Source organism: Flavobacterium sp. KS-LB2 (assembly GCF_036895565.1).
Lineage (GTDB): Bacteria > Bacteroidota > Bacteroidia > Flavobacteriales > Flavobacteriaceae > Flavobacterium.
In genome coordinates this window covers 2,070,812-2,096,851 of sequence record NZ_CP145904.1, presented here as the reverse complement: position 1 = coordinate 2,096,851, position 26,040 = coordinate 2,070,812, and the positions used below count along the sequence as shown (strand labels likewise).

Below are 26,040 nucleotides of genomic sequence, written 5' to 3'. Positions count from 1 at the left end.
TCAGGATAAATCCAAATTATTTTATTGTTTGAAAAAATCAGTTAGTATTTTGATATACAATTGAATTCCTTCTTCTATTTCGTTTATAAATATAAATTCGTCTGCAGAGTGTGACCGCAGAGTTTCTCCAGGTCCTAATTTCAAGGATTGGCAGCTCAAAACTGATTGATCTGAAAGGGTAGGCGAGCCATACGTGGTTCTTCCCAATGCGATTCCGGCTTTTACCAATCCGTGTGCAACAGGAATTGATGATGCGTTTAAATGCATAGAACGCGGATTGACTTCAGCAGTCAAATGTTTTCTTACGGTATCTAAAATTTCTTGATTGTTATAGCAATCATTCACCCTGATATCGACAACCAAATGACATTCCGCAGGAACTACGTTGTGTTGTTTTCCGGCTGTGACTTGCGTAACTGTCATTTTTACTGGACCTAAAACCTCCGATATTTTTTCGAATTGATAGCTGTTAAACCACTCGATAACGGGAATCGCATTGTAAATAGGATTGTCCGGATTATTATGGGCGGCGTGACTGGCGGTACCTTTTACGATAACATCGAGTACCAATAAGCCTTTTTCGGCTACAGCCAATTGCATTAATGTTGGTTCACCAACAATGGCACATTCTAGTTCTGGTAAATGTTTCAAAACGCTGTTTAACCCGTTTTTTCCGCTGCTTTCCTCTTCGGCTGAAGCGACCATAACGATATTGTAAGGCAGGTTTTCATTCGAATAAAAATGTACAAAAGTGGCTAAAAGCGAAACCAGACAACCTCCCGCATCATTGCTTCCCAGTCCAAATAATTTACCGTCTTTGACGATGGCTTCAAAAGGATCATTGGTATAACCTTGGTTCGGTCTTACGGTATCGTGGTGCGAATTCAGTAAAAGCGTTGGCTTGGTGGCGTCAAAATGTTTGTTGAAAGCCCAAACATTATTATTCTCTCTTTCGAAAGGGATATTATTTTGTGTAAACCAATTTTCGATTAAAAGTGCTGTTTGGTCTTCTTCACTTGAAAAGGAAGGCGTTTCAATCAGCGATTTTAATAGCGCAATGGCTTCTTGTGTAAGGATTTCTATACTCTTCATAGTGTAATTGTAGTGTACAATGCGGTTTTGTCTTGCAACATTCGATGATGACCAATTTTTATTTTTTGAACTCCTTTAGATAAACTATTGAAACAGTTGTCTAATTTAGGAATCATACCAGAATGTATCGCTTTTTCGGCTTTTAATTTGGAATATAATTCTTGATTGATGTTCTCAATTACGGAAGAATCATCTTCGGCATCAAATAAAACGCCAGGTTTTTCGAAACAATAATTCAAAGTAACATCAAAAACTTCCGATAAAGCTATCGCTAATTCGCTGGCAATTGTATCTGCATTTGTGTTTAATAATTGTCCCTTTCCATCGTGTGTGATAGCACAAAATACAGGAACAATACCATTTGAAAGCAACGTTTCCAATAATGGTGTATTCACTTTTTTGACATCTCCTACAAAACCATAATTGATTGTTGGGTGGTTTCTTTTATCCGACTGAATTAAATTCCCATCAGCACCAGAAAACCCCATCGCATTGGTATTTTTAGCTTGCAATTGAGCAACAATACTTTTATTGATTTGACCTGCATAAATCATCACAACTACATCAAGCATAGCAGCATCGGTGATGCGTCTTCCATCAATCATTTGAGGGACTAAACCAATACTTTCGGCCATTTTGGTAGCTGATTTTCCTCCGCCGTGAACGAGTATCTTGTACCCTTCAATCTTAGAAAAATCAGATAAAAACTGTGATAATTCCGTTGGATTATCAATAATGTTTCCACCAATTTTTATTAGCGTTACCGGTTTTTTATTTTCCATTTTTCAATATTTTTTGCAACACTAATTGTGCGGCATAGGTTCTATTGTTGGCTTGTTCGATAACAATTGAATTTTCGCTGTCAATCACTTCATCAGTAACAATTACATTACGTCTTACCGGTAAGCAGTGCATGAATTTAGCATTGTTAGTCAGTTTCATTTTATCGGCAGTTACAGTCCAATTTGGGTCGGAATTCGTAATCTGGCCATATTCCTTGTAATTACTCCAATTTTTTGCATAGATAAAATCGGCATTTTCGAAAGCTTTATCCTGGTCGTATTCAATTTTTGAATCCTTAGTAATTTCAGGATTCAATTCGTAGCCTTCCGGATGCGTAATAACAAAATCTGCATCTTGTAACTGCATCATTTCCACAAAGGAATTTGGAACAGCCTGAGGCAATGCTCTGGGATGTGGCGCCCAAGTCAAAACTACTTTTGGTCTGTGCTTCGTTTTGTGTTCTGCCATAGTTATAGCATCTGCAAGCGATTGTAAAGGGTGTCCTGTAGCGCTTTCCATATTGACAACAGGTACAGTGGCGTATTTCAAGAAACCCATAAGAACGGTTTCCGCATTGTCTTTTTCTTTGTCAATTAATCCTGCGAAAGCCCTGATGGCAATGATATCGCAATATTGAGAAACAACTGCTGCAGCTTCTTTGATATGTTCCGAAGCACCGGAGTTCATGATAGCTCCATCTTCAAATTCAAGTGTCCAACCTTCACTGGTAAAATTCATTACCATGACGTTCATTCCTAAATTCAGAGCTGCTTTTTGTGTACTCAAACGCGTTCTCAAACTCGAATTAAAAAACAACATTCCTAAGGTTTTGTTTTTACCCAGTTTTTTATTTTTAAGTGGTTTTTTCTTGATTTTTAGCGCTTGTTTCACCCATTTATCGAGTGAATCTATGTTTTGTATGGAAATGTAGTTCATTGTCTTATTTGTTTAATCGGTTATTTGTTTAATCGATTAACCGAATTAACGATTAACCGCAGCAACATTTTATAAGATTTTAGTAAAAGGTATTTCGTTTTTTAAAGCGTTCAAAATAAATTTGTCCTCTAATCCATTGACAATCCAGGTTTCGATATTGGCTGCTTTGGCAATTGCCGAGGCTTCTATTTTAGATTGCATTCCGCCGGTTCCGTGCGAGGATTTAGAATCACCAATCTCTTTTTCCAATACTTTTAAATCGGTTACCAAAGAAATGGTTTCGGGAACGGCATCATTAATGGATGCTTTGGTGTAAATCCCGTTTGTATTGGTAGCGATGATCAGAATGTCAACATTTAATAAAACGGCCGTTAAAGCGGCTAATTTATCGTTATCACCAAACCGAATCTCATCCGTAGCCACCGTATCATTTTCATTGATAATCGGAATGTAATTATTTTTGACCAACACATTGATGGTGTTCACGATATTTACTTTGGATTGTTCTTTTTCAAAATCAGAATAAGAAAGCAAACACTGTGAAATCAGTAATCCTAAATCGCTGAAATTTTCATGATAAATCCGCATTAAATGAGGCTGACCAATAGAAGCTAATGCTTGTTTTACAAAAACATCTTTGTCTTGATTTTCCAGTTTTACAAATTGTTTGGCTGCGGCAATCGCGCCTGAACTTACAATAATGAACTCGTAATCGTCTTGTAAAGCGGCTATTTGCATCCCAATATCTTCAATCTTCCCTCTCGAAATGTGATTGGTTTCTTTGGTTAACGTATTACTTCCTAGCTTTAATAAAATTCTTTTTTTACCTGATTTGTCCATTTCCGTAAATATACCACTTATTAGTAACTAAATGTTGCAAACCAATTGGTCCACGTTGGTGTAATTTGTCCGTGCTTATTGCCAATTCGCCACCTAAGCCAAATTGTCCTCCATCAGTGAATCGGGTAGAGGCGTTTTGATAAACGGCTGCAGTATCCACGTTTTCCATGAATTCCTGGGCAATTGCATTGTTTTTTGTGATTATCGAAGCGGAATGTCCGCCACAATATTTATTTATTTTGTCAATTGCTTCTTGATCTGAATTGGTTGTTCCGATAACAATTTTGTAATCTAAAAACTCTTCGTACCAAATTAAATCGGATTCAATCTGAGGAACATTTGTTGCTCTGGAAATGCTTTCATCTCCCAAAACCGTAACGTTTTTTTGTTGTAATTCGGTAATTATTTTCTTTGCAAAAGCTTCCCAATTGTCAAGATTCGTGTCAATTAAAACTTTATCTAAAGCGTTACAAACAGATATGTTTGAGGTCTTTCCGTTAATAATAATGTCAAGTGCTTTTTTTAAATCCGCTTCCTTATTTACATACACAAAATTATTTCCTCGACCACTTATAATCACCGGGCAGTTTGCGTGTTTTTTTACGAAAGCGATTAATTTCTCACCACCACGAGGAACGATTAAATCTACTTTTTGTGTTGGTTTTTCTAAAAAAGCCTGCGTTTCTTCTCGATTGTAATTCAAATATTCTACCCATTCTGTAGCAACATTGTTTTCTTGTAAAGCCTGATGCCACAATTCCACAATTTTTAAATTGGATAGTACCGATTCTTTTCCGCCTTTTAATAAAATTTTATTTCCGGATTTAAAAGCGATTCCACCCGCTTCAACAGTAACATCGGGTCTAGATTCGTAAATAATCATTATGGTTCCAAAAGCCGCTGTTTTATTGATGATTTTCATTCCATTTTCGTGGTCGAAATTAAAACGCTCCACCCCAATAGGATCTTCTTGACTTGCTAATTGTTGCAGGGATAAAATCATCCCGTCAATTTTGGCATCATCAACCAATAAACGTTTTTCCATGGCCAAGTCATCGCCAGAATAATTATTGATATCCCGTTGATTCACTGTTTTAAGGTTGGCTCTTTCTTGTTCGAGAAGTTCGGCCATACGACTTAAAACTGCATTTCGCTTTTCTATTGGTAATAAATGGTGCATTGCTTTTGGTTTGCTATTTTAGAAAAAAATCATTTCAATTCTGCCAATGTTTCTTTTAAAGCAATGATGAAAGTATCAATTGCTTCTTTCTTGATTGTCAATGGTGGAAGTATTCTCAATAAATTTTTATTGTTTGCATTTCCTGTGAAAATATGTTTATCAATAATCATTTTTTTACGAAGCGCACTTACGTCAAAATCAAATTCTACACCTAGCATTAATCCTCTTCCTTTTACTTGGATAACTTGAGGAACTTGTTTGATTGCTTCTAAAAAATAGGCGTAAACGTCATTTACGTTATCCATTAATTTTTGACTTTCAATCACATCCAAAACTGCTATTCCGGCAGCACAAGCCAAATGGTTTCCACCAAAAGTAGTTCCTAATAATCCATAACTAGCAGTAAATTTTGGAGAAATCAAGATTCCGCCAATAGGAAATCCGTTACCCATCCCTTTCGCCAGACAAATAATATCTGCTTTGATGTTATGATGTTGGTGTGCAAAAAACTTTCCGCTTCTTCCGTATCCGGATTGTACTTCGTCCAAAATTAAAACAACGTCATAAGCGGCACACATTTTTTCTAATGCCTGAAAAAATTCAGTTGTACCTTGGTCTAAACCGCCAACTCCTTGAATTCCTTCGATTATAACTGAAGAAACATCTCCTTTTTTTAATTCGTTTTCCACCAAATCGATGTTGTTCAATGGTAAAAAAGTAACAATTTGTTGCGCATTTAATGGCGCTACAATTTTTTTATTATCTGTAACCGCAACAGCGGCCGAAGTTCTTCCGTGAAATGCATTATCAAAAGCAATTACACGTGATTTATTGTTGTGAAAAGAAGCCAGTTTCAACGCATTTTCATTGGCTTCAGCTCCAGAACTGCATAAGAATAAAGTATAGTCTTCCAATCCGGAAAGTTTTCCTAATTTTTCTGCTAATTCTACTTGCAATGGATTTTGAATTGCATTCGAATAAAAACCAATATTATCCAATTGATTTTTTAATTTGGCAACATAATCCGGTTGGGTGTGTCCAATGGAAATTACTCCATGACCACCATATAAATCTAAATATTCCACTCCTTTTTCATCTGTAATAGTACAATCTAGTGCTTTTACGGGAGTGATGTTGTATAATGGGTAAACGTCAAATAAGTTCATTTTCTTCTTTTTGTTTAAAGTTTAAAGTTTCAGGTTTAAAGTTGTAGAAGTAAATAATTGTATCGCTCTCTAACTTTAAACCTTAAACGTTAAACAAATTTTTTCTAAAATCCGCTTGGTTTCAAATGCAATCCTGTGGTTTCATCCAATCCAAACATTAAATTCATGTTTTGAATGGCTTGTCCTGAGGCTCCTTTTGTTAAATTATCAATTACTGAAGTAATCAATAACCGATTTCCTTTTTTCATTAAACTAATAATACATTTATTCGTTTGAACCACTTGTTTCATGTTGATTCCAGTGGTTGTAACGGTTACGAAAGGTTGGCCTTTGTAAAAAGCCTCGTATTTCGCCACTACATCTTCCAAAGTTTCTTCGATTGTTGTGTACAATGTTGCAAAAATTCCTCTTGAAAAATCACCTCTATTAGGTACAAAAATCAATTCGTTTGCATAATCCGCTTGCAATTGGTTGACACTTTGGTTTATTTCGCCCAAATGTTGGTGCTCAAAAGCTTTGTAATGCGACATATTATTTGATCTCCAACTGAAATGCGTCGTCTCCGAAGGTGAAACTCCAGCTCCTGTGCTTCCGGTCGTTGCATTGATATGAACATCAGTTGTAAGCATTTCGTTTTTGGCCAATGGCAATAACGCTAGTTGAATTGCAGTTGCAAAACAACCTGGATTAGCGATAAATTGAGCGTTTTTAATAACCGCTTTATTCAATTCAGGTAAACCGTAAACGAAAGTTTTGCTGTCAAAATCTTTGTCTTTTGTCAATCTGAAATCATTTCCTAAATCGATAATTTTGGTATGACTCGCAAATTGATTTTGTTCTAAAAACGATTTTGATTTTCCATGACCTAAACATAAGAAAACAACATTCACATTCGGATTTACAGTATCGGTAAAATTCATTTCGATATCGCCCATCAAATCATGATGCGCAACATGAAGTGGTTTTCCAGCATTTGTCGTGCTGTAAACAAAATCAAGTGTAGCATTGGGATGGAACATCAATATTCTGATAAGTTCTCCCGCTGTGTAACCTGAACCACCAATTATTCCAATATTAATCATGCGTCAGTTTATTTACAGATGAAAATATGTTTTGGGCATTTCCAAGAATTTTGATAAATCCTTTGGCATCGTCAGATGTCCAAGCGTTGTTCATTTCTCCATATTGTCCAAAACCGGTATTCATTAAATCATTTTCAGATTCAATTCCGTCTAATGTAAAGTGATATGGTTTTAACGAAACGATAACGGTTCCATTTACAGTCGTTTGAGTATCTTCCAGAAAAGCCTCGATGTTTCTCATTACAGGATCTAAAAATTGTCCTTCATGAAACAACATTCCGTACCAGTTTCCTAGTTGTTCTTTCCAGTATTGTTGCCATTTACCCAGCGTATGTTTCTCTAATAAATGGTGTGCTTTGATGATGATTAAAGGTGCAGCGGCTTCAAAACCAACTCTTCCTTTAATTCCGATTATAGTGTCACCAACATGGATATCTCTACCAATTGCATATGCGCTGGCTAATTTTTCTAATGCTACGATGTTTTTTGTTGGTGTGTCTAATGTCCCGTTGATACCTACTAATTGTCCTTTTTCAAATTGTAGTGTCACTTTCTCTTCACCCGTTTTTTGCAATTGAGAGGGGTATGCTTCACTTGGTAAAGTTTGATTTGAGGTCAATGTTTCTTTACCGCCTACGCTTGTTCCCCACAATCCTTTATTAATGGAATATTGTGCTTTTTCCCAAGAATAATGAACTCCATTTTTAGATAAATAATCAACTTCTTCTTGTCTTGATAATTTTAAATCTCTAATAGGAGTGATAATTTCAATTTCGGGAGCAATGGTTTGGAAAATTAAATCAAAACGAATTTGGTCATTTCCTGCACCAGTACTTCCGTGAGCAATGGCGCTGGCACCAACAGATTTTGCGTATTTTATTGCTTCTATAGCTTGAAAAACACGTTCTGCACTTACTGATAATGGATAGGTATTATTTTTTAATACATTTCCATAAATCAAATATTTAATAGCTTTATCGTAATATTTATCAACGATGGTAAGATTTGCATGTTGCGCACTTCCTAATTCGTAGGCTCTTTCTTCAATAGCGGCTAGTTCAACTTCATCAAATCCTCCTGTATTTATAAGAACGGTATGAACTTCATATCCTTTTTCATTTTTTAAATATTTTAGGCAATATGAGGTATCTAATCCTCCGCTATAAGCTAATACAACTTTTTTCATGATATTATTTTTTTAAGAACAAGGCTTCTTTAATTGATTTTAATCTGTTTAACACTCTGATATTAAATGGGTGTTTAGGCGGGTCTTTAGGCTTTTCTTTTGGGTCATAAAGCATTCCGGTACACAAGCACATTTTGTTGTCTTTAATTTTTAGAATTTCATAATTGGTACACGTTTGACATCCTTTCCAAAAACTTGGATCGCTGGTCAATTCTGAAAAAGGGACTGGTTTGTACCCCAAATCGGAGTTGATTTTCATAACCGCTAAGCCAGTTGTGATTCCAAAAACCTTAGCGTCTGGATATTTTTTCAAGGAATAGTCAAATACAAATGATTTGATTTTTTTTGCTAAACCTAGATTTCTATAATCAGGATGTACGATTAATCCCGAATGTGCCACAAATTTCCCGTGTTGCCAACTTTCGATATAGCAAAAACCAGCAAATTTACCATCGACTAATGCGAGGACTGCATCTTTGGTTTCCATTTTTTTCTGGATGTACTCAGGAGTTCTTTTAGCAATTCCCGTACCTCTCAATAGTGCGGACAATTCTATGGTATCGCATATTTCTTGCGAGTACTTATAATGTTCTTCCTGAGTTATAATGATAGAAATATTCATTTCAAAAGCTGAATTTTTGAGTTATAAAATGATTTGTGTGTTTGTTTTTGAAATACATTTTCACCAAATTCAAATATAATATTTAAACTGTTGATTGTTTTGCAATAAATTGAAAAACAATACAATAGGAATAAATAAGTATTAGTTTTTGGATGTATTAATCCAATGGAAAATAGTGATGATTTCAAAACGAAAAAAATGAAAAATGAATAAAGATACGAAACAGCTTTTGGGTACTATAGTGATAGTATCCGTACTTCGGGAGAAGTAGTAGGTCTGTTTGTCCGTGACAAAGAAGTTATATGTAAACTTGTTTTATTCATTGGTGCAAAAGTACACATATTTTTAAAACACAACACTGTTTTTGTTTTTTCTAACAAAATTTTAATGTATTGTTGATTTTTTAAATTTAAAAAAAACTCCTTGATAGCTTTAAATATCAAGGAGTTTTATGAAATGGGATGAATTTTATAGGATTAGTTTCTAAACCTATTTCTGGTAATAATGTCTTTAATTTTTGCTTTTAGATCTTCTCCTGTGTCATAAACCATCTGTTCGTTGCTAGGAAAAGCTACTGCTCTTTTGTCAAAATATGAGTAATAATTATCATCAGAAGCACGTCGATCTCCTTTGTATGTTGCATAAATATTTTCGAAAATAAACTCACTGGCTATTGGAAAAGATTGTAATAACTGATTACTTCTAAAATTGATGTAATCTACTTTAGCGGTAATTTGACACGATTTAAACTGTCTGAATTCATAAATGCGTACTGTTGCATTTCTCATATTATCCACCATCACGACTTTTCCTTTTTCGTCAAGCACTTCTTTTCCGTTGGCATCAATGAGTTTTTTTACACCGTCTTTTATCACACGTTCTTTTACAAACTCTTTTTCTTTTATTTGTTCTGGCGAAATGTAAATATGTCTAAAATTGATTACCATTCCGTAGTCATAATCAATTCCTTTTTGTTTATTACTGTGATAAACGGTCCATTTATCATTTAATCCATAAGTACTGAAGTCTAATAAGTCATTTTGAAGACGAACCGGAATGATCATGTTTGTTTCATTTTTGGTGTACACCGAAACATAATCCGATCCTTTAAATTTAGCTTCATCAATAAGTTGTATGACGTTTTTATAATTTTGAGTTATTTGATTTAAATAGTCCAGATCATCATACGCTTTGCGGTAATTCATTTTGTCTGAAGTTCCCATTAATTTTTTTGCATTTGCATACAAATAGGCTGATAAGGCATTTTTGCTGTCAATGATTTGGTCGTTATAATTATCAAATGGGAAAATTGCATTTCTCCCTTCTTTAAGTAGCTTTAATGGAAGTAATGGTTTTATTTTTTCCTGACGGGAATTCAATTGTATATAGGTGTTGTACATCTTTTCTAATTGAGCGGGATTAGCATCTTTTGCCAACATATTTATGGCATTCAAATCGCGTTCTTTTGCTTTGGCGAAAGCCTCTTCCAGCAAGTAAACATAATCTTGCTTGCTTTTTTTATCTTTATTGCTTCGCAAATTAGATACGGCATTGTCAATCGCTTGGTCGTAATTTCCAGAACTTAATAAATTTTGTGTTTGTTTCACACCACAAGAGGAAATGAGAAGAAACAAGGATAGTAAAAGAGTAATTTTTTTCATAAGCGTTTCTATTATAAATGATTTTTTAGGCTATTGTTGTTAAACAAATTAATTGGCTTTTATTTTAAAATCCAAAAATAATGCCATAAAAAAACCTAACAAAAATAGACTAAATGTTAGGTTTGAAAAGTTTGTTTTTAATTTTTTCATTTTCTCACAAAAGGAGGAAGTAATTTGCTAGAAACTTCTCCGAAACCAATTCTGACATGTCCGTTTTGACAAAATCCTTTCATGATAACAGTATCGTTGTCATTGATGAATTTACGTTCTGTCCCGTCGTTCATTTTTATTGGATTTTTTCCGCCCCAAGTTAATTCTAGCATCGAACCAAAACTATCTTCTGTTGGACCAGAAATTGTTCCTGAACCCATCATGTCTCCTGAATTAACGCGGCAGCCATTCGAGGTATGATGTGCTAATTGCTGGCTCATAGTCCAATACATATATTTAAAATTGGATTTAGAAACAACTGTTGCTTCTGCTTTTTCAGGCTGGATAGCTACTTCTAAATTAATGTCAAAAGAATGTTTCCCTTTTTGTTGTAAGTAGGGAAGTGGAGTAGGTTCTTGTTTTGGTCCTTTGGTTCTAAAAGGTTCCAAAGCATCCATGGTAACAATCCAAGGTGAAATGGACGACGCAAAGTTTTTTGCTAAGAATGGTCCTAGTGGTACATATTCCCATTTTTGAATGTCGCGTGCACTCCAGTCGTTTAACAAAACCATTCCGAAAATATAATCTTCAGCTTCAGTAACAGGAATGTTTTCACCCATTATATTTACATCAGTGGTAATAAAAGCAGTTTCTAGTTCAAAATCAACAGAACGTGAAGGTCCAAAAACGGGAGTTGTTTCTCCATTAGGTAAGGTCTGTCCCATTGGTCTGTGAACTGGGATTCCAGATGGAACTATTGTAGAGCTTCTGCCGTGGTAGCCTACAGGGATGTGAAGCCAGTTTGGCAACAATGCATTTTCAGGGTCACGGAACATCTTTCCTACATTAGTAGCGTGTTCTTTACTGGAATAAAAGTCAGTGTAATCACCAATAAGTACTGGCAATTGCATCTCAACATCTTCCATTCTGAATATTATAATGTCTCTATCTTTTGCATTATCTTGTAGTTTCGGATTTTTCACATCAAAAAGCTCTGAAATTCGGTTTCGAACCAAACGCCATGTTTTTTGGCCATCCGAAATAAAATCATTCAAAGTATCCTGCATGAACATATCGTCCGTAAGTTCAATACCTTCAAAATAATTTAATTGTTGCAAAGCTCCCAAGTCGATTGCAAAATCACCAATCCTTGTTCCTACGGTTACTATATTTTCTTTGGTAAGAAAAACTCCGAAAGGAATATTTTGAATAGGGAAATCACTATTGGCGGGAACTTCTAGCCATGATTTTCTATTGGTATCGTTAGCTGTTATTGGCATATTTTGTTAATTATTTTGTTAAAAAATTACTCATCAAATATATTATAATCTAACTATTAACCAAACGTTTTTTTGTATTTTTGCATCAAATTAACGAAAATCAAAAAAATGCAACGCGACGAACAAATTTTTGACCTTATTCTAGAAGAACAAGAAAGACAAATTCACGGATTAGAACTTATTGCATCGGAAAACTTCGTAAGTGACGAAGTAATGGAAGCAGCTGGTTCTGTTTTAACTAACAAATATGCGGAAGGATATCCTGGCAAAAGATACTACGGAGGTTGTGAAGTAGTTGATGTTGTGGAGCAAATTGCTATTGACAGAGCCAAAGAATTATTTGGAGCTGCTTACGCAAATGTACAGCCACACTCTGGTTCGCAAGCAAATACAGCGGTTTACCACGCGTGTATCAAACCAGGTGATAAAATTTTAGGCTTTGATTTGTCACATGGAGGACACTTAACGCATGGTTCACCAGTTAATTTTTCAGGACGATTATATACGCCTTCATTTTACGGTGTAGACAAGGAAACAGGAAGATTAGATTATGATAAAATTCAAGAAATAGCTACTAGAGAGCAACCAAAATTAATTATCACAGGAGCTTCGGCTTATTCTCGTGATATGGATTTTGAGCGTTTTAGGGTAATTGCGGATAGCGTTGGCGCCATCTTATTGGCTGATATTTCTCACCCAGCTGGGCTTATCGCCAAGGGGTTGATGAATGATCCATTGCCACATTGCCATATTGTAACAACTACAACACACAAAACATTACGTGGACCTCGAGGAGGTTTAATCTTGATGGGTAAAGATTTCGAAAACCCATTTGGTTTAACTACTCCAAAAGGAGAAATCAGAATGATGTCTTCTTTATTGGATTTGGCTGTTTTTCCTGGAAATCAAGGTGGTCCATTAATGCATATTATAGCAGCAAAAGCAGTAGCTTTTGGTGAAGCTTTGAAAGATGAATTTTTTACCTATGCGCTACAATTACAAAAAAATGCTAACGCTATGGCGGATGCTTTTGTAAAAAGAGGATATGAGATTATTTCTGGTGGAACAGACAATCACATGATGTTGATTGATTTAAGAAACAAGAATATTTCTGGAAAAGATGCTGAAAATGCATTAGTAAAAGCAGAAATTACCGTAAATAAAAACATGGTTCCATTTGATGATAAATCACCATTTGTAACTTCAGGAATTCGTGTAGGAACAGCAGCGATTACAACTCGTGGTCTTGTTGAAGAAGATATGGAAACTATTGTTGCCTTAATTGACAGAGTATTAGTAGATCATACTAACGAAGATGTTATCGAGGCAGTAGCCAATGAAGTGAACGAAATGATGAGCGAAAGAGCTATTTTCGTATATTAATTTTTTTAGTTTCAAGTTTAAGGTTTAAGGTTTAAAGTTTTGGAATCAACAGTTATTAAATACTACTAGGTATTTAAATAATGCATTGGTTTCTGAATTTTAATTTTAAACCTTTTTCTTTAAACCTTAAACTTTTTTCAAACTTTAAACAAATTTTGTAATGTCTGTACTAAGATTAAAATTACCAACTGATCCAAGATGGGTTAATATTGTAGAAAAAAACATTGAAGAAATCTTGACAGATCATGCTTGGTGTGAACAAAAAGCAGCTACAAATGCAATCACTATTATAACAAACAATTCAGAACATCAAGATTTAGTGAAGGATTTATTGGCTTTGGCCAAAGAAGAAATTGATCATTTTGAGCAAGTTCACAACATTATAATTAAACGTGGCTTGAAATTGGGACGAGAGCGCAAAGATGAATATGTAAATGAATTGTATTTATACATGAAAAAAAGCAGTGATGGAAGCAGAGTTTCTAGTTTAGTGGAACGGTTATTGTTTTCAGCGATGATAGAAGCTAGAAGTTGTGAACGTTTCAAAGTGCTTTCGGAAAACATTCAAGATGAAGAATTAGCTGTTTTTTATAGAGATTTGATGGAGAGTGAAGCGGGACATTACACCACTTTTATTACTTACGCAAGAAAATACGGCGTAGGAATTGACGTTGAAAAGCGTTGGAGAGAATGGCTTGAATTTGAAGAAAATATTATAAAAAATTACGGTAAAAACGAAACAATTCATGGATGATTTTTATTAGCACATATTTTTCGTTGTGATTTTTAATAAATAGGGTTTCATTTAAGAGACTTAGTAATCAGTTGTTTATATTGGATCCCTTAAAACAAGGCAGTGTTTTGTATTTAAAGTAAATGATTTGTTACCAGATTAATATTTTTTGATTTACATTTATCGTTTAATTTTAACTTTAACACTTGTTTATTGATATGAAACTCAATTTTAATTATGATGGAAATATTGCATGTAAGGCAATATTACAAGAACAATTAGAAAAATTTGATATTAAATATCAACTGTTGGATTTAGGACAAATTGAAATTGGAGATCCTATTTCTGAAGATGTTTTGGAAGAACTTCAAGTTGGTTTGACAAAGTATGGTATTCAGATTATTAATAATCCTAAAGGACAATTAATCCAAAAAATTAAAGACGCTATCGTTGAGATTGTCTATGAAAAAGAGAAATTTCCAAACATTACCATTTCTCAATATTTATCGGACAAACTGAATTTTAGATACGGTTATATTACCAATGTTTTTTCGGAATACACATTTACATCTATTGAGAATTTTATTATTATTCAAAAGATTGAAAGAGCCAAAAAACTTATAATTGAAGAGAAACTTACGTTAACCGAAATTTCTCATGAGTTAAACTATAGTAGTGTTGCGTATTTGTCCACTCAATTTAAAAAAGTGACTGGATTAACGCCTTCAATGTTTAAGAGAATAGTAGGTAAAAAAAGAGAGTTATCTAATAATGATTAATAAAATTATAAAAACACCCCATATTTTATGATTACACACCAAGATTCAATGCATATTCTTTTGGCTGACGATGATGAAGATGATCGCACTTTTTTTAGTGAAGCTATACAAGAGCTAAAAATGAATAATAAGTTGACTCTCTTTAAAGATGGTAATGATCTAATGGATTATTTAGTACAACCTGAGATTAAGTTGCCTCATGTTTTGTTTTTAGATTTAAATATGCCAGGAAAAACAGGAATAGACTGTTTGAAAGAAATCAGATCAAACACTCGTTTTAAAGATGTTTCGATTGCCATATATTCGACCTCTTCATCAGAAAAAGATATTGAAGATACTTTTATTGAAGGTGCAAATATCTACATTAAAAAACCCAATGATTTTTCTAAATTAAAAAAAGTAATCAAGGAAGTTGTAAATATGAATTGGCAATTTCATACCTCAGGATTAAATATTGAAACTTTTTTCTTTAGCATTTAATAAGGAATAAATGAAAATTCTTGGACTATATAAAAACTCACAAGTATTTAAAATAGCTTTAGCTATTGCCATTGTTGTAGTTTGTTATATAGCCTCGATGTTTTATTCCCAAATGAAAAAACTAGATTCAACGGTTGAATTAATTGCGAATTCAAATCAAACACAACTTGAATTAGAAAAACTGTTATCCGTAATCAGTAATTACGATACAAGCCTACGAAGCTACATCATCACAAAAGAAGATGCCTATATAGAAGATCGGTTTTTAAGTAGAGGTAAAATCGAAGAAAGTATTACAAAGCTTAAGCTTTTAACCGCAAATGATAGCATTAGAAACAATGATATAGGTAAGTTAAAAAAACTTATTGATCTTAGATTCAAATTATTCAGGCGAACTTTACTTCTTGCACAAAGTAATAATGCTACACCAGAAGCAATAAATGCAATGTTATTGGAGAGCAGTAAGGTTACCGAAAGTATGAAATCCTTTGTGACTAAAATAATATTTTCTGAAAGCACAAAAACAGAATTTCAAAATAATAATCATCAATTTGAATTACAAGATTCTATCATTACCGCTTTTTTATTAGTAATTCTTTCCCTATTGATATTATTGCTTTCGTTTCAAAAAATGAATGTTGATATTGATGAACTCAAAAAGGCAAATGACCAGTTAAAATTACTGAATGAGTCCTATAATACTGCTGAAATGACAGCAGGTTTTGGACATTGGATGGTCAATGTAGAGACTAGTATGTACACTTTTTCAGATAATCTTTATCGGTTAATGGGTGTTGAACCCAATGCATTTGAACCGAATATAGAAAATACAATTAAATACATTCATCCAGATGATTTAGCGTATGTTACTAAAATACATACTGATTCGTTAGTAAATCATCAATCTACCTCTATGGTCTTTCGATTTTTGACTCCAAGTGGAGATATTAAATATATTATGGGTGTTGGAAGTTTTACTACCAATGGCAGTGGTGAGTTAGTAAAAATAGGGGTGAACTATGACATTACAAGTCAATACAAGAAAACACTTGAATTAGAGGAAAACAATAAAGAACTTAAATATATCAATACAGAACTCGAGGCTTTTAATAATATTGTAAGTCACGATTTGCAGGAACCACTTCGTAAGATTCAAATGTTTATTTCTAGATTAGAAGAAAAAGAATTGAATTTGCTTTCCCAACAAGGAAAAGACTATTTTTCTAAAATTCGGCTAACGGCTAATAGAATGCAGACACTATTAATGGATTTAGTGAATTATTCCAGAACAATAAAAGGTGATAAAGTTTTTGTAGAAACGAATTTGAATAAAGTTATAGAAGAGATACTTCAAGATTTGTCTTCTAATATTGAAGATAAAAACGCCAGTATTGAAATAAGAAATTTGCCCACAATTAAAGCGATACCTTTTCAGGTTAAACAGCTTTTTATCAATTTAATTTCAAATTCTCTCAAATATAGTAAAGAAGATATTGCTCCTAAAATCAGTATTACTTCTAATAAAATAACGGATAAAGAAAAACAGAATTATAAAATTGCCAATAAAAAGGATTATTATAAGATTGTAATTTCAGATAATGGAATTGGTTTCAAACAAGAATATGCAGATAAAGTATTCCTATTGTTCAAGCGCTTAGAAACCAATCCTAAATATTCAGGGACAGGACTTGGTCTAGCTATTTGTAGTAGAATTGTAGAGAACCACAATGGATTTATGAAAGTTAAATCAAAACCAAACGCAGGGGCTAAATTTTATATTTTTATTCCAAAAGTAGAGTTACTTTAATAATTAGAACCAACAAATACCATGTTATTACTAGCTGAAGCCACTATACAAGACTTTAAAATAATTCAAGAGATTGCGTATAAATCCTGGCCCAATACGTATGGTTCTATCTTGTCAAAAGAGCAAATAAATTACATGCTCGATTTGTTTTACTCTGAGCAAACCCTACTTCAAAATTTAAACCAAAAAGGACATCGTTTTATATTGGTGCGTGAAGGTACAGTTTGCCTAGGTTTTGCTTCGTATGAACACAACTATCAAAACGATAAATGCACTCGCCTGCACAAAATCTATTTGCTACCGGAAGCACAAGGAAAAGGGGCAGGGAAATTGTTGATTAATGCCATTGAAAACCTTGCCAAGGAAAATCATTCAGTTGTCGTTTCATTAAATGTGAATAAATTCAATAAAGCCATCACATTTTACAAAAAAATAGGATTTGAAGTCATTTTCGAAGAAGATATTGAATTGGATCATGGCTATAAAATGGAAGACTACAGAATGGAAAAAAAGTTATAACCTACCACAATTTCTTTGTTTTCATACACTTTTAGCGAATAATTTTACTAAAATGAATCTAACTTCAACATGGATTTGTCGTATATTTATATAAAGAATTTGTACCAAACGATAAAGTAAAAAGAGAAGCGAAATGAGTTTTAAATTACAATCCCTATTTTATTTGTTAGTTCTTAATTTGCTTTCATGTTCCAAAAATGAAACAGAAGCAATCAAACCAACAGTTGGAGCAGTTACGGAGAGTGTTTATGCTTCTGGAGTTATAAAAGCAGATGGGCAGTACACGGTTTACGCCACCGTAAATGGTACATTACTGAAAGTAAATGTTACAGCTGGACAATCTATTACTAAAGGGCAACTATTATTTGAATTTGAAAGTGATAAAGCGGAGCTAAATACAGAGAATGCTCGATTAGCGTATCAACTAAGTTTGGAAAGTAGCCGTTACATTCAGGATAAAATTGCCGAAATGGAAATGAAAGCCCAAGCAAGCAGAGACAAATTGACTTTAGATGAATCTATTTACAATCGAAATAAAAACATTAAGAATCAGGGAGGAATTTCCGAAGTTGATTTTGAAAGAGTCGAATTAGCCTATAAAAGTTCTAAAATTAATTATGAATCGGCCAAAAAACAATTGTCACAACTCAAAGTACAATTAAAAAATGACCAAAGCAGAAATAGTGTCAACCTAAAAATCAATCAGAAATTCCAAAATGATTTTAGCATTAAAAGCGCCTTTTCTGGACAACTATTTGATGTGTTAGTTAAAGAAGGAACAGTAGTTACTTCTCAAACTCCTTTGGCAATTATTGGACAGAAAAACTCCTTTTTACTGGAACTTGAAGTAGACGAAAACGACATGGTTCGTGTGAGAACTGGTCAAAAAGTACTCGTGACAATGGATAGCTACAAAGGACAGGTTTTTGATGCAGTCATTGATAAAATTTACCCAATAATGGAGGAGCGCTCCCGTACTTTTAAAATCGAGGCACATTTTATAAAACCACCCCAAAAACTCTACCCAAATCTTACCGCTGAAGCAAATATTATCATTCAGATAAAGAATAATGCCATCACAATTCCGAAAACATATTTAGTAGAAGGCAAGTATGTTTTAGTAAATGAAGATGAAAAACGCGAAGTGAAAACCGGTTTAAGCGATTATCAAAAAGTGGAAATAGTATCGGGATTAACCGCCGAAGAAACGATTTATAAACCAAAATAATGAACTTTAAACTTATTTTAAACATTGCATTGCATTTGCTTCGGGCGCGATTGAAGCAAACGATTGTTGCTGCTATCGGAGTAACTTTTAGTATTGCTATGTTTATTGCTTTGGTTAGTTTTATGAATGGTTTAAATGACTTATTAGATGGTTTAATGCTCAACAGAACACCTCATGTACTGCTGTATAACGAAATTAAACCTTCCGAAAATCAACCCGTATTTTTGTCAGTTGCGCTCAAGAAGAGCAATAATTTTATTCGGTCGATTAAACCTAAAGATCGTGGAAAATCCATTTACAACAGCAAAACTATTTTAGCAGTTTTAAAACAAGATTCGCGCGTGATTGATGTTGCTCCAAAGGTTACTTCGCCAGTTTTTTTTAATTCGGGAACCATCGAAATTTCTGGAATAATTAATGGAATTGATGTTTTATCGGAAGATAAATTATTTAAAATAAGTGATTATATCATAGAAGGAAAAGTAGCTGATTTGCTTCAGAATAACAGTATTATCATTGGGAAAGGTTTGTCAGATAAAATGCTGCTTTCGAAAGGAGATATCATCAAGATTACCACTTCTAAAGGGAATTTGGCTTCGCTAAAAATTGTAGGTATTTCAGAAATAGGTATTGCTGAAATCGATAATGTGATGAGTTATACCTCTTTGGCGACAGCCCAAAAAATATTGGGAGAACCTACAAATTATATCACTGACATTCAGTTGAATTTATACGATAAAACTGCAGCACCTGCTGTTGCAAAAGAGTTTCAGGATACCTTTAATCTGGATACAATTGATTATCAAACCGCAAATTCACAGTTTGAAACCGGTAGTACGGTGCGAAGCATCATTTCCTATTCTGTTGGAGTAGTGTTGTTGATTGTTGCTGGTTTTGGAATTTATAATATTTTGAACATGATGATTTATGAGAAAATGGACAGTATTGCGATTTTGAAAGCTACCGGATTTTCCGGTAATGATGTGAAATGGATTTTTGTTTCGCTTTCTATAATCATAGGTCTTGCTGGTGGATTGTTTGGTTTGTTGTTTGGTTATATTTTTTCTTCTATTATAGATGTTATTCCGTTTGAAACGGCTTCGTTACCCACGGTGAAAACCTATCCTATTAATTACAATCCTATATTTTATGGTATCGGGATTACTTTTGCATTATTTACAACGACCATTGCTGGACTTTTTCCTGCTTTAAAAGCTAGTAAAGTAGATCCAGTAGAAATTATCAGAGGAAAATAACAATGGAAAATAATACTGTTTTAGAGACAATTGGCCTCAGTAAATATTTTTATGATCCTGTAAAATTTCAGGTTTTAAAGGAGATTAGCATGAGTGTTGATCATGGTGAGTTTGTTTCAATAGTTGGTAAATCAGGCTGTGGAAAATCGACGTTATTGTATTTGCTCTCTACAATGGATACGGACTATGACGGTAAAATATTGATTCATAACGAACTGCTTACAAGGAAGACTGACACTGAATTAGCATTAATTAGAAATGAAAAAATAGGTTTTGTATTTCAGTTTCATTACTTGTTAGCAGAATACAATGTACTGAGAAATGTAATGCTGCCGGGGATGAAATTAGCGAAATATTCGGATAAAGAATTAGAATATCGTGCCATGGAACATTTAAAAACACTCGATATGCAAGACCAGGCATTAAAAATGCCAAATCAGTTGAGTGGCGGACAAAAACAGCGTGTGGCAATTGCGCGTGCTTTAATAAACGATCCGTTAATTATTATGGGAGATGAGCCTACAGGGAATTTAGACAAAAAAAACAGTGACTTAGTTTTTGATATTTTTAATGAACTGACACAAGAACACAATCAGACTTTGTTGGTAGTTACCCACGACACTGATTTTGCCAAAAAAACAAATAGAATTATTACTATGGAAGATGGAAAAATAATTTCTTGAGTACTATCTAACTATAATTTCATGTTTATAGAGCAATCCTTTTAGTCCTTCCAAAGCAAATACAGCTTTCTTTAATTTAGTTGTTTTAGGGTCGATTGTATAATTGTAGCTTGTTGTAAAATCAGCTTTATTAGCAATTGCTTTTTCAAATTCAGAACGGTATAAGTCACAGTTTTCAAAAATGACTTCGGTCAAATCTGTACTCATAAAATCTACCGCAATAATACTGCAATTAGTGAATTTTGTTCCTTTAATTTTTAAAGTATAAAATTTACAGAAATCTAAAATACAATCATTAAAAGCGATTTCGAAGATTAATTTATCGCACATGGCAAAATTGACTTCTTTGATTTCACATCGATTGAAAGTTGCAGTCCTAAAGGCTACATAATTTATTTTGGCGTTAGAAAAGGTACAATCATTGAAAGTACAGTCAATAAAAGTTACTGCTAGAAATGTACATTGGGAGAAATTACAATTAGTAAACGTACAGCATTCAAATTCCTTAAAATTGACTTCCTCCTCGTGGTACGTAATGTCTTTGTACTCAATGTCTAAAAGATATTCTGCCATTTATAGGTTTTAAATTCAAGTTTTAGGCAATTATTTTGCAGAAACAAAGAAACAAAATTCTATAGCTATACAATTCAGAATTTGAAAAAAATGTTTTTAAAAGATTTTTGTTCAACGGTACATAGGTACTAGAGATAGTATTTGATGGTAGATATTTGATTAATTATACAAACAAACCCTAAATAATTAAATTTAAATTATTTAGGGTTTTGGTGTAGCTGATAAATAGGAGTGATTTTATTTTGTAATATTTCGATCTTCCTATTCTATTTTAATAATCAAAACGTTTAAAAGCTTCAATAGCTTCATATTCAGCCAAGCCTAAATCGTCATATAGTTTTGCGGTATTTTTGTTGCGATCTTCGGCTCTAACCCAAAATTCTCTGGAGTCGTTTCCTTGAAACATTACTCTATCTTTTTGGGATTGGTGGTACAAAATAGCATGTCTTTTTAATAAAACTTCGTCAGGACTTAAAGGAACAGCCATATCTATTTCGTGAATGTCCCATTCATGCCAAGCACCGCGATACAGCCATAACCAACAATCATTCATGTAAGGTTCTGGTTTTAATTGTTTCAAGGCAGCAAATATGGCATTCAAGCAAACTTCATGCGTACCGTGTGGATCCGCTAAATCACCTGCTGCAAAAACCTGATGCGGTTTTATTTTGGCAATAATGGCTGCAACTATGGCTATATCTTCATTACCCAATGGGCTTTTCTTTACGCGACCAGTTTCATAAAAAGGAAGGTCTAAAAAGTGTGTGTTTTCATCTTGTAATCCAATGTATCTTGTTGCAGCATAGGATTCACGACGTCTGATGAGACCTTTTAATTTTCGAACTTCAAGAGAATCAATTTGATTTTCTTTTTTGCTGTTTATGAAATTGATTACCGCAGGAAAATCAATATTACAATCGGTTTCTCCAATAAAATCATTGCAAACTTCGGCAAATTTCAGTGCTTCATCATCTGTAACGGCAATGTTTCCAGAAGTTTGATACACGACATGAACATCATGACCTTGTTTTATTAATTTCGAAAAAGTTCCTCCCATAGAAATCACGTCATCATCAGGATGTGGACTAAAAAGGATGATTCTTTTTTTGGCAGGATTAGCTCTTTCAGGTCTGTGGGAATCATCCGTATTGGGTTTTCCTCCCGGCCATCCCGTTATGGTATGTTGCAATTCATTGAACATATTAATATTCAAATCATAAGCAGATCCTTCTTGTGCCAAAAGATCCGACATTCCATTGTTGTTGTAATCTCTGTCAGTCAGTTTTAATATCGATTGTTTTGTTTCTTGGCAAAGCCAAACAATAGCTTTGTTTTTTAATTCTGGTGTCCAAATGCATTCTCCAACTAACCATGGTGTTTCAAATCGAGTTAATTCGGAAGCTGCCGATTGGTCTAAAACGAAAGTGGTATTCGCGTGATTTTGCAAAAAAGTTGCAGGAACTTCGGGACTTATTTCTCCTTGGATAGTTCTTTTTATAATGGATGCTTTATTTTGTCCCCAAGCCATTAATACAATTCTTTTGGATCTCAAAATAGTAGAAACGCCCATCGTAATCGCTCTTTTAGGAACGTTATCAATACCATTAAAATCAGAAGATGCGTCTACTCTTGTAATATGATCCAAAGTAATGATTCGAGTTCCTGAATTGATGTGAGATCCCGGTTCATTGAAACCTACGTGTCCCGTACGACCAATTCCCAATAATTGGAAATCAAGTCCTCCGGCATTTTTTATTTTCATTTCGTAATCAACGCAATATTGATTCAATTCATCAATCGCAACCGTTCCGTCTGGAATATTTATATTTTCGGGTTTAATATCAATATGATTAAAAAGATGCTGATGCATGAAATAATGATAGCTTTGGTTATTTTCTTTTGTCATTGGATAATACTCATCCAAATTGAAAGTTACTACATTACTAAAGCTAAGTCCCTCTTCTTTATGCATTCGAACTAACTCTTCATAGACTTTTATAGGAGATGAACCTGTAGCCAAACCAAGTATACAAGGTTTATTTTTGGTTTGTTTGGATCTAATTAATGTGGCTATTTCTTGAGCAACAATTTTTGAAGCTTCAACCGAATTTTTAAAAATCTCATTGTGAATTTTTTCAAATCTGGTTTCTTCAAATTTACCAGCACTTTTGTAACTGATGTCAGGTTTAATTTCTAAAACACTTTTCATTGTATTGTTATTTGAGTTAGTTGTGTAGTTATTTTTTTATGTAGATTATCTAAATCGGATTATAGTTTAACGTTTCTATTTTTGACAGATTATCATTGAATGTGACAAAACTTGCCGGGAATCCGGATTTTATTTTCCCCAATTGATGATCCATATTAATAGCACTTGCAACGCGACAAGTAGCCATTTTGATAGCTTCATCTGCTGAAACATTCAAATGATTGAAAGCATTTTGAACCGCTTCTTCCATCGAAATGCTGGCTCCGGCTAGATTGCCTTCTTCATTTCTGTAAAAACCATTTTCAAGATGAGCATCAAAATTTTCCCATTTAAAACTAGCAACTTTGCGCCCTAAAAACGCAGCATCACTGATTAAAAAGAATTTATCTTTTTTTAATTTATATGCGACTCTTGCTGCAGCATAATCACAATGTGCACCATCTAAAATAACAGGAGCAAAAACGTCTTGATTTTCGAATGTTGCACCAACTAAACCAGGTTCTCGATGACTAAATTGAGTCATGGCATTAAATAAATGGGTTACTAATTTAATCCCTTTAGAAAAATAATACTGCGCTTCTTTATAGGTCATCGTCGAATGGCCTGCCGAAATAACAATGCCGCTTTCTAACAGCATGTCCAACTGCTCGTCTGTAAAACATTCCGGTGCGATTGTGATTACTTTTATAACCTCTTTACCATATCTAATGATTTCTTCTAATTCAGAATTAGTAGGTTTACGAACCTGATTAAGACTATGCGCACCGCGTTTTAAAGGATTCAAAAAAGGCCCTTCAAGATGCATTCCCAAGACTCCGTTATTGTGTTTTGCTTTATAATTGCGAATAGCTTCAATCCCTTGAAGAATGGTTTCTCTGGAGGAAGATATCAAGCATGGAAGCACATGAGTAGTACCATATTTTAAACTGGTTTCATAAATATCTTGAATGGTTTTTTCTGCTGGAGTTTGGCTAAAATAAAGTCGTTCTCCACCATTTATTTGGATGTCTATGAAGCCAGCAGAAATATGTTTTCCTTGCAAATCAATTAGAGGAATAGTTTTTGGAACTTCTTTTTGAACAGAAATAATTATTCCATTTTCTATAATAATGACGTCATTATTTATTTCTTCGCCAGTATGCACAATTCCGTTAACAATAGCTTGTTTCATTTTTTATAATTTCAAATGTGTTTTATCTAATTTATCACTGATAACATTCTTGTTGTTTTCTAAATACTCATTGAGTATTTGCAAACAGTACCATTCCTGTCTTGGTAAATGAAACGGTCCTTTGAACATATTTCCTTTAGCTGTTTGGGCAATAGTTCCGTCTTTATGTAAATACCCAAACCATTCTCCGTTTGCTGCATCATGAAATTTGCTGTATGCATAATCATGTACCATTTTGTGCCATGTTGCATATTTTTCATCGCCTGTTATGGTATAGGCTAGTAACGTTGCAATAATTACTTCGTTATGAGGCCACCAAAACTTCATATCCTGCCAGTATTCCTGAACGGGTTTTTCATAGACATCACGGTAATATAATATTCCTCCATTTTCTTTATCCCATCCGCGTTCCCACATATAGTCGAGCATTTTACAACCTAATGCCATTAAATGTGGATCATTATTTCTATATTTTGCTTCGTGCAAGATGAACCAAGCTCCTTCAATAGCATGTCCAGGATTCAAGGTACGGCCATCAATGTGATCGATAATAGAACCATCTGGTGCTACTTGTTCCATCACACATTTGATATCATCTTTTACAAAATCACTTTCAATTTCTTTTATCCATGTGCTAATCCATTCATCACACCGCGGGTCGCCAATATTTTCCCTTAACTGTTGTGCCGTGTTTATCATAATCATAGGAGTTCCAATTCCTTTGGAAGGTCGGGTAGCAGTGAATTTAGGCTCTAATAAATTGGGATTTGTTGAGTATTCAATACATTTTCCAAATAGAAATCGGGCTTTTTCAGCAGCCGTTTCATCTCCACTAGCTTTTGCATAAGCAGACATTGCAATAACTGCAAAGGTTTCCGAAAAGTAATAACGGCGTTTGCGTATGGGTTGTCCGTCGCGTGTTACGTGAAAAAACATTCGTCCATCGGTATCAAAGCAGTAGTTGTTTAAAAAATCGATACCTGTCTTAGAACCTTCTAACCATTCTTGTTTTGGTTCGACTGTATTGTAAAGTGTAGCCAATAACCAAGCGGCGCGGCCTTGTATCCAAACGGCTTTGTCATCATCAATCAAACTTCCATCTTGATCACGCATTAATAAATAACCTCCAAACTCGGTATCAATAGAACGTGGAAACCAAAATGGTACGGTATCATTTAGTAATTGATTCTGATAAAAATCTTGTAAGCTGAGAAGATCTGTTTTTGAATAGCTCATTTTTT

General features: G+C 33.9%; 24 protein-coding genes. 9 read left to right on the top strand and 15 right to left on the bottom strand.

What is annotated here, in order from left to right:
• Positions 1-21: 21 nt before the first annotated feature.
• The 11 genes from V5J73_RS08920 to fahA form a co-directional block, all read right to left on the bottom strand.
• Entirely contained in the window at positions 22-1,092 is a 1,071-nt protein-coding gene (locus tag V5J73_RS08920; protein WP_338645130.1) for a M20 family metallo-hydrolase, read from the bottom strand.
• On the bottom strand, positions 1,089-1,874 hold the full coding sequence (gene argB / locus V5J73_RS08915) for an acetylglutamate kinase (RefSeq protein ID WP_338645129.1): 786 nt from the start codon (positions 1,872-1,874) through the stop codon (positions 1,089-1,091). The genes V5J73_RS08920 and argB overlap by 4 nt, the downstream gene beginning before the upstream one ends.
• Positions 1,864-2,811 (bottom strand): N-acetylornithine carbamoyltransferase, encoded by a 948-nt coding sequence (locus tag V5J73_RS08910; protein WP_338645128.1) that lies wholly within the window; start codon positions 2,809-2,811, stop codon positions 1,864-1,866. Before V5J73_RS08910 ends, argB begins: the two co-directional genes overlap by 11 nt.
• Positions 2,812-2,880: 69 nt before the next feature.
• Complete coding sequence (proB, locus tag V5J73_RS08905) at positions 2,881-3,651, bottom strand: glutamate 5-kinase (RefSeq protein ID WP_338645126.1); 771 nt, start codon at positions 3,649-3,651, stop codon at positions 2,881-2,883.
• Positions 3,635-4,831, bottom strand: coding sequence for a glutamate-5-semialdehyde dehydrogenase (locus V5J73_RS08900; protein WP_338645124.1), 1,197 nt, complete (start codon positions 4,829-4,831; stop codon positions 3,635-3,637). Before V5J73_RS08900 ends, proB begins: the two co-directional genes overlap by 17 nt.
• 29 nt (positions 4,832-4,860) lie before the next feature.
• Positions 4,861-5,997, bottom strand: a complete 1,137-nt coding sequence (locus V5J73_RS08895; protein WP_338645123.1) for an aspartate aminotransferase family protein — start codon at positions 5,995-5,997, stop codon at positions 4,861-4,863.
• A gap of 104 nt (positions 5,998-6,101) precedes the next feature.
• Positions 6,102-7,079, bottom strand: a complete 978-nt coding sequence (argC, locus tag V5J73_RS08890; protein ID WP_338645121.1) for an N-acetyl-gamma-glutamyl-phosphate reductase — start codon at positions 7,077-7,079, stop codon at positions 6,102-6,104.
• Positions 7,072-8,265, bottom strand: coding sequence for an argininosuccinate synthase (locus tag V5J73_RS08885; RefSeq protein ID WP_338645119.1), 1,194 nt, complete (start codon positions 8,263-8,265; stop codon positions 7,072-7,074). The genes argC and V5J73_RS08885 overlap by 8 nt, the downstream gene beginning before the upstream one ends.
• 4 nt (positions 8,266-8,269) lie before the next feature.
• Entirely contained in the window at positions 8,270-8,887 is a 618-nt protein-coding gene (locus tag V5J73_RS08880; protein WP_338645117.1) for a GNAT family N-acetyltransferase, read from the bottom strand.
• A 476-nt stretch (positions 8,888-9,363) separates the two neighbouring features.
• Entirely contained in the window at positions 9,364-10,548 is a 1,185-nt protein-coding gene (locus V5J73_RS08875; protein ID WP_338645115.1) for a hypothetical protein, read from the bottom strand.
• Between the two features lie 146 nt (positions 10,549-10,694).
• Positions 10,695-11,978, bottom strand: a complete 1,284-nt coding sequence (gene fahA, locus V5J73_RS08870) for a fumarylacetoacetase (protein ID WP_338645113.1) — start codon at positions 11,976-11,978, stop codon at positions 10,695-10,697.
• A 108-nt stretch (positions 11,979-12,086) separates the two neighbouring features.
• Here fahA and glyA point away from each other — a divergent pair, with 108 nt between their 5' ends.
• From glyA to V5J73_RS08825, 9 genes are all read left to right on the top strand, one after another.
• Positions 12,087-13,361 carry a serine hydroxymethyltransferase gene (glyA, locus tag V5J73_RS08865; protein ID WP_338645112.1) on the top strand — a complete coding sequence of 425 codons (1,275 nt, stop codon included), beginning with the start codon at positions 12,087-12,089 and terminating at the stop codon, positions 13,359-13,361.
• Positions 13,362-13,521: 160 nt separating this feature from the next.
• Positions 13,522-14,115: a tRNA-(ms[2]io[6]A)-hydroxylase gene (locus tag V5J73_RS08860; protein ID WP_338645111.1), complete on the top strand. Its 594-nt coding sequence runs from the start codon at positions 13,522-13,524 to the stop codon at positions 14,113-14,115.
• 197 nt (positions 14,116-14,312) lie between these two features.
• Positions 14,313-14,873 carry a helix-turn-helix domain-containing protein gene (locus tag V5J73_RS08855; protein ID WP_338645109.1) on the top strand — a complete coding sequence of 187 codons (561 nt, stop codon included), beginning with the start codon at positions 14,313-14,315 and terminating at the stop codon, positions 14,871-14,873.
• Between the two features lie 27 nt (positions 14,874-14,900).
• Entirely contained in the window at positions 14,901-15,353 is a 453-nt protein-coding gene (locus V5J73_RS08850) for a response regulator (protein ID WP_338645107.1), read from the top strand.
• A 10-nt stretch (positions 15,354-15,363) separates the two neighbouring features.
• Positions 15,364-17,160 (top strand): ATP-binding protein, encoded by a 1,797-nt coding sequence (locus tag V5J73_RS08845; RefSeq protein WP_338645105.1) that lies wholly within the window; start codon positions 15,364-15,366, stop codon positions 17,158-17,160.
• 21 nt (positions 17,161-17,181) lie between these two features.
• Entirely contained in the window at positions 17,182-17,679 is a 498-nt protein-coding gene (locus V5J73_RS08840) for a GNAT family N-acetyltransferase (RefSeq protein WP_338645104.1), read from the top strand.
• Between the two features lie 133 nt (positions 17,680-17,812).
• Complete coding sequence (locus V5J73_RS08835) at positions 17,813-18,907, top strand: efflux RND transporter periplasmic adaptor subunit (protein ID WP_338645102.1); 1,095 nt, start codon at positions 17,813-17,815, stop codon at positions 18,905-18,907.
• Positions 18,907-20,163, top strand: coding sequence for an ABC transporter permease (locus V5J73_RS08830; protein WP_338645100.1), 1,257 nt, complete (start codon positions 18,907-18,909; stop codon positions 20,161-20,163). Before V5J73_RS08835 ends, V5J73_RS08830 begins: the two co-directional genes overlap by 1 nt.
• 2 nt (positions 20,164-20,165) lie before the next feature.
• Positions 20,166-20,846, top strand: a complete 681-nt coding sequence (locus V5J73_RS08825; protein ID WP_338645098.1) for an ABC transporter ATP-binding protein — start codon at positions 20,166-20,168, stop codon at positions 20,844-20,846.
• 3 nt (positions 20,847-20,849) lie between these two features.
• Here the strand turns inward: V5J73_RS08825 and V5J73_RS08820 are convergent, their stop codons facing one another.
• The 4 genes from V5J73_RS08820 to V5J73_RS08805 form a co-directional block, all read right to left on the bottom strand.
• The gene (locus tag V5J73_RS08820; RefSeq protein ID WP_338645096.1) at positions 20,850-21,419 is read right to left on the bottom strand and encodes a pentapeptide repeat-containing protein; all 570 of its coding nucleotides are present in this window, start codon (positions 21,417-21,419) and stop codon (positions 20,850-20,852) included.
• A 271-nt stretch (positions 21,420-21,690) separates the two neighbouring features.
• Positions 21,691-23,628 (bottom strand): glucosamine-6-phosphate deaminase, encoded by a 1,938-nt coding sequence (gene nagB, locus V5J73_RS08815; RefSeq protein ID WP_338645094.1) that lies wholly within the window; start codon positions 23,626-23,628, stop codon positions 21,691-21,693.
• 49 nt (positions 23,629-23,677) lie between these two features.
• On the bottom strand, positions 23,678-24,799 hold the full coding sequence (gene nagA / locus V5J73_RS08810; RefSeq protein ID WP_338645092.1) for an N-acetylglucosamine-6-phosphate deacetylase: 1,122 nt from the start codon (positions 24,797-24,799) through the stop codon (positions 23,678-23,680).
• 3 nt (positions 24,800-24,802) lie between these two features.
• On the bottom strand, positions 24,803-26,035 hold the full coding sequence (locus tag V5J73_RS08805; RefSeq protein WP_338645089.1) for an AGE family epimerase/isomerase: 1,233 nt from the start codon (positions 26,033-26,035) through the stop codon (positions 24,803-24,805).
• Positions 26,036-26,040 lie beyond the last annotated feature (5 nt).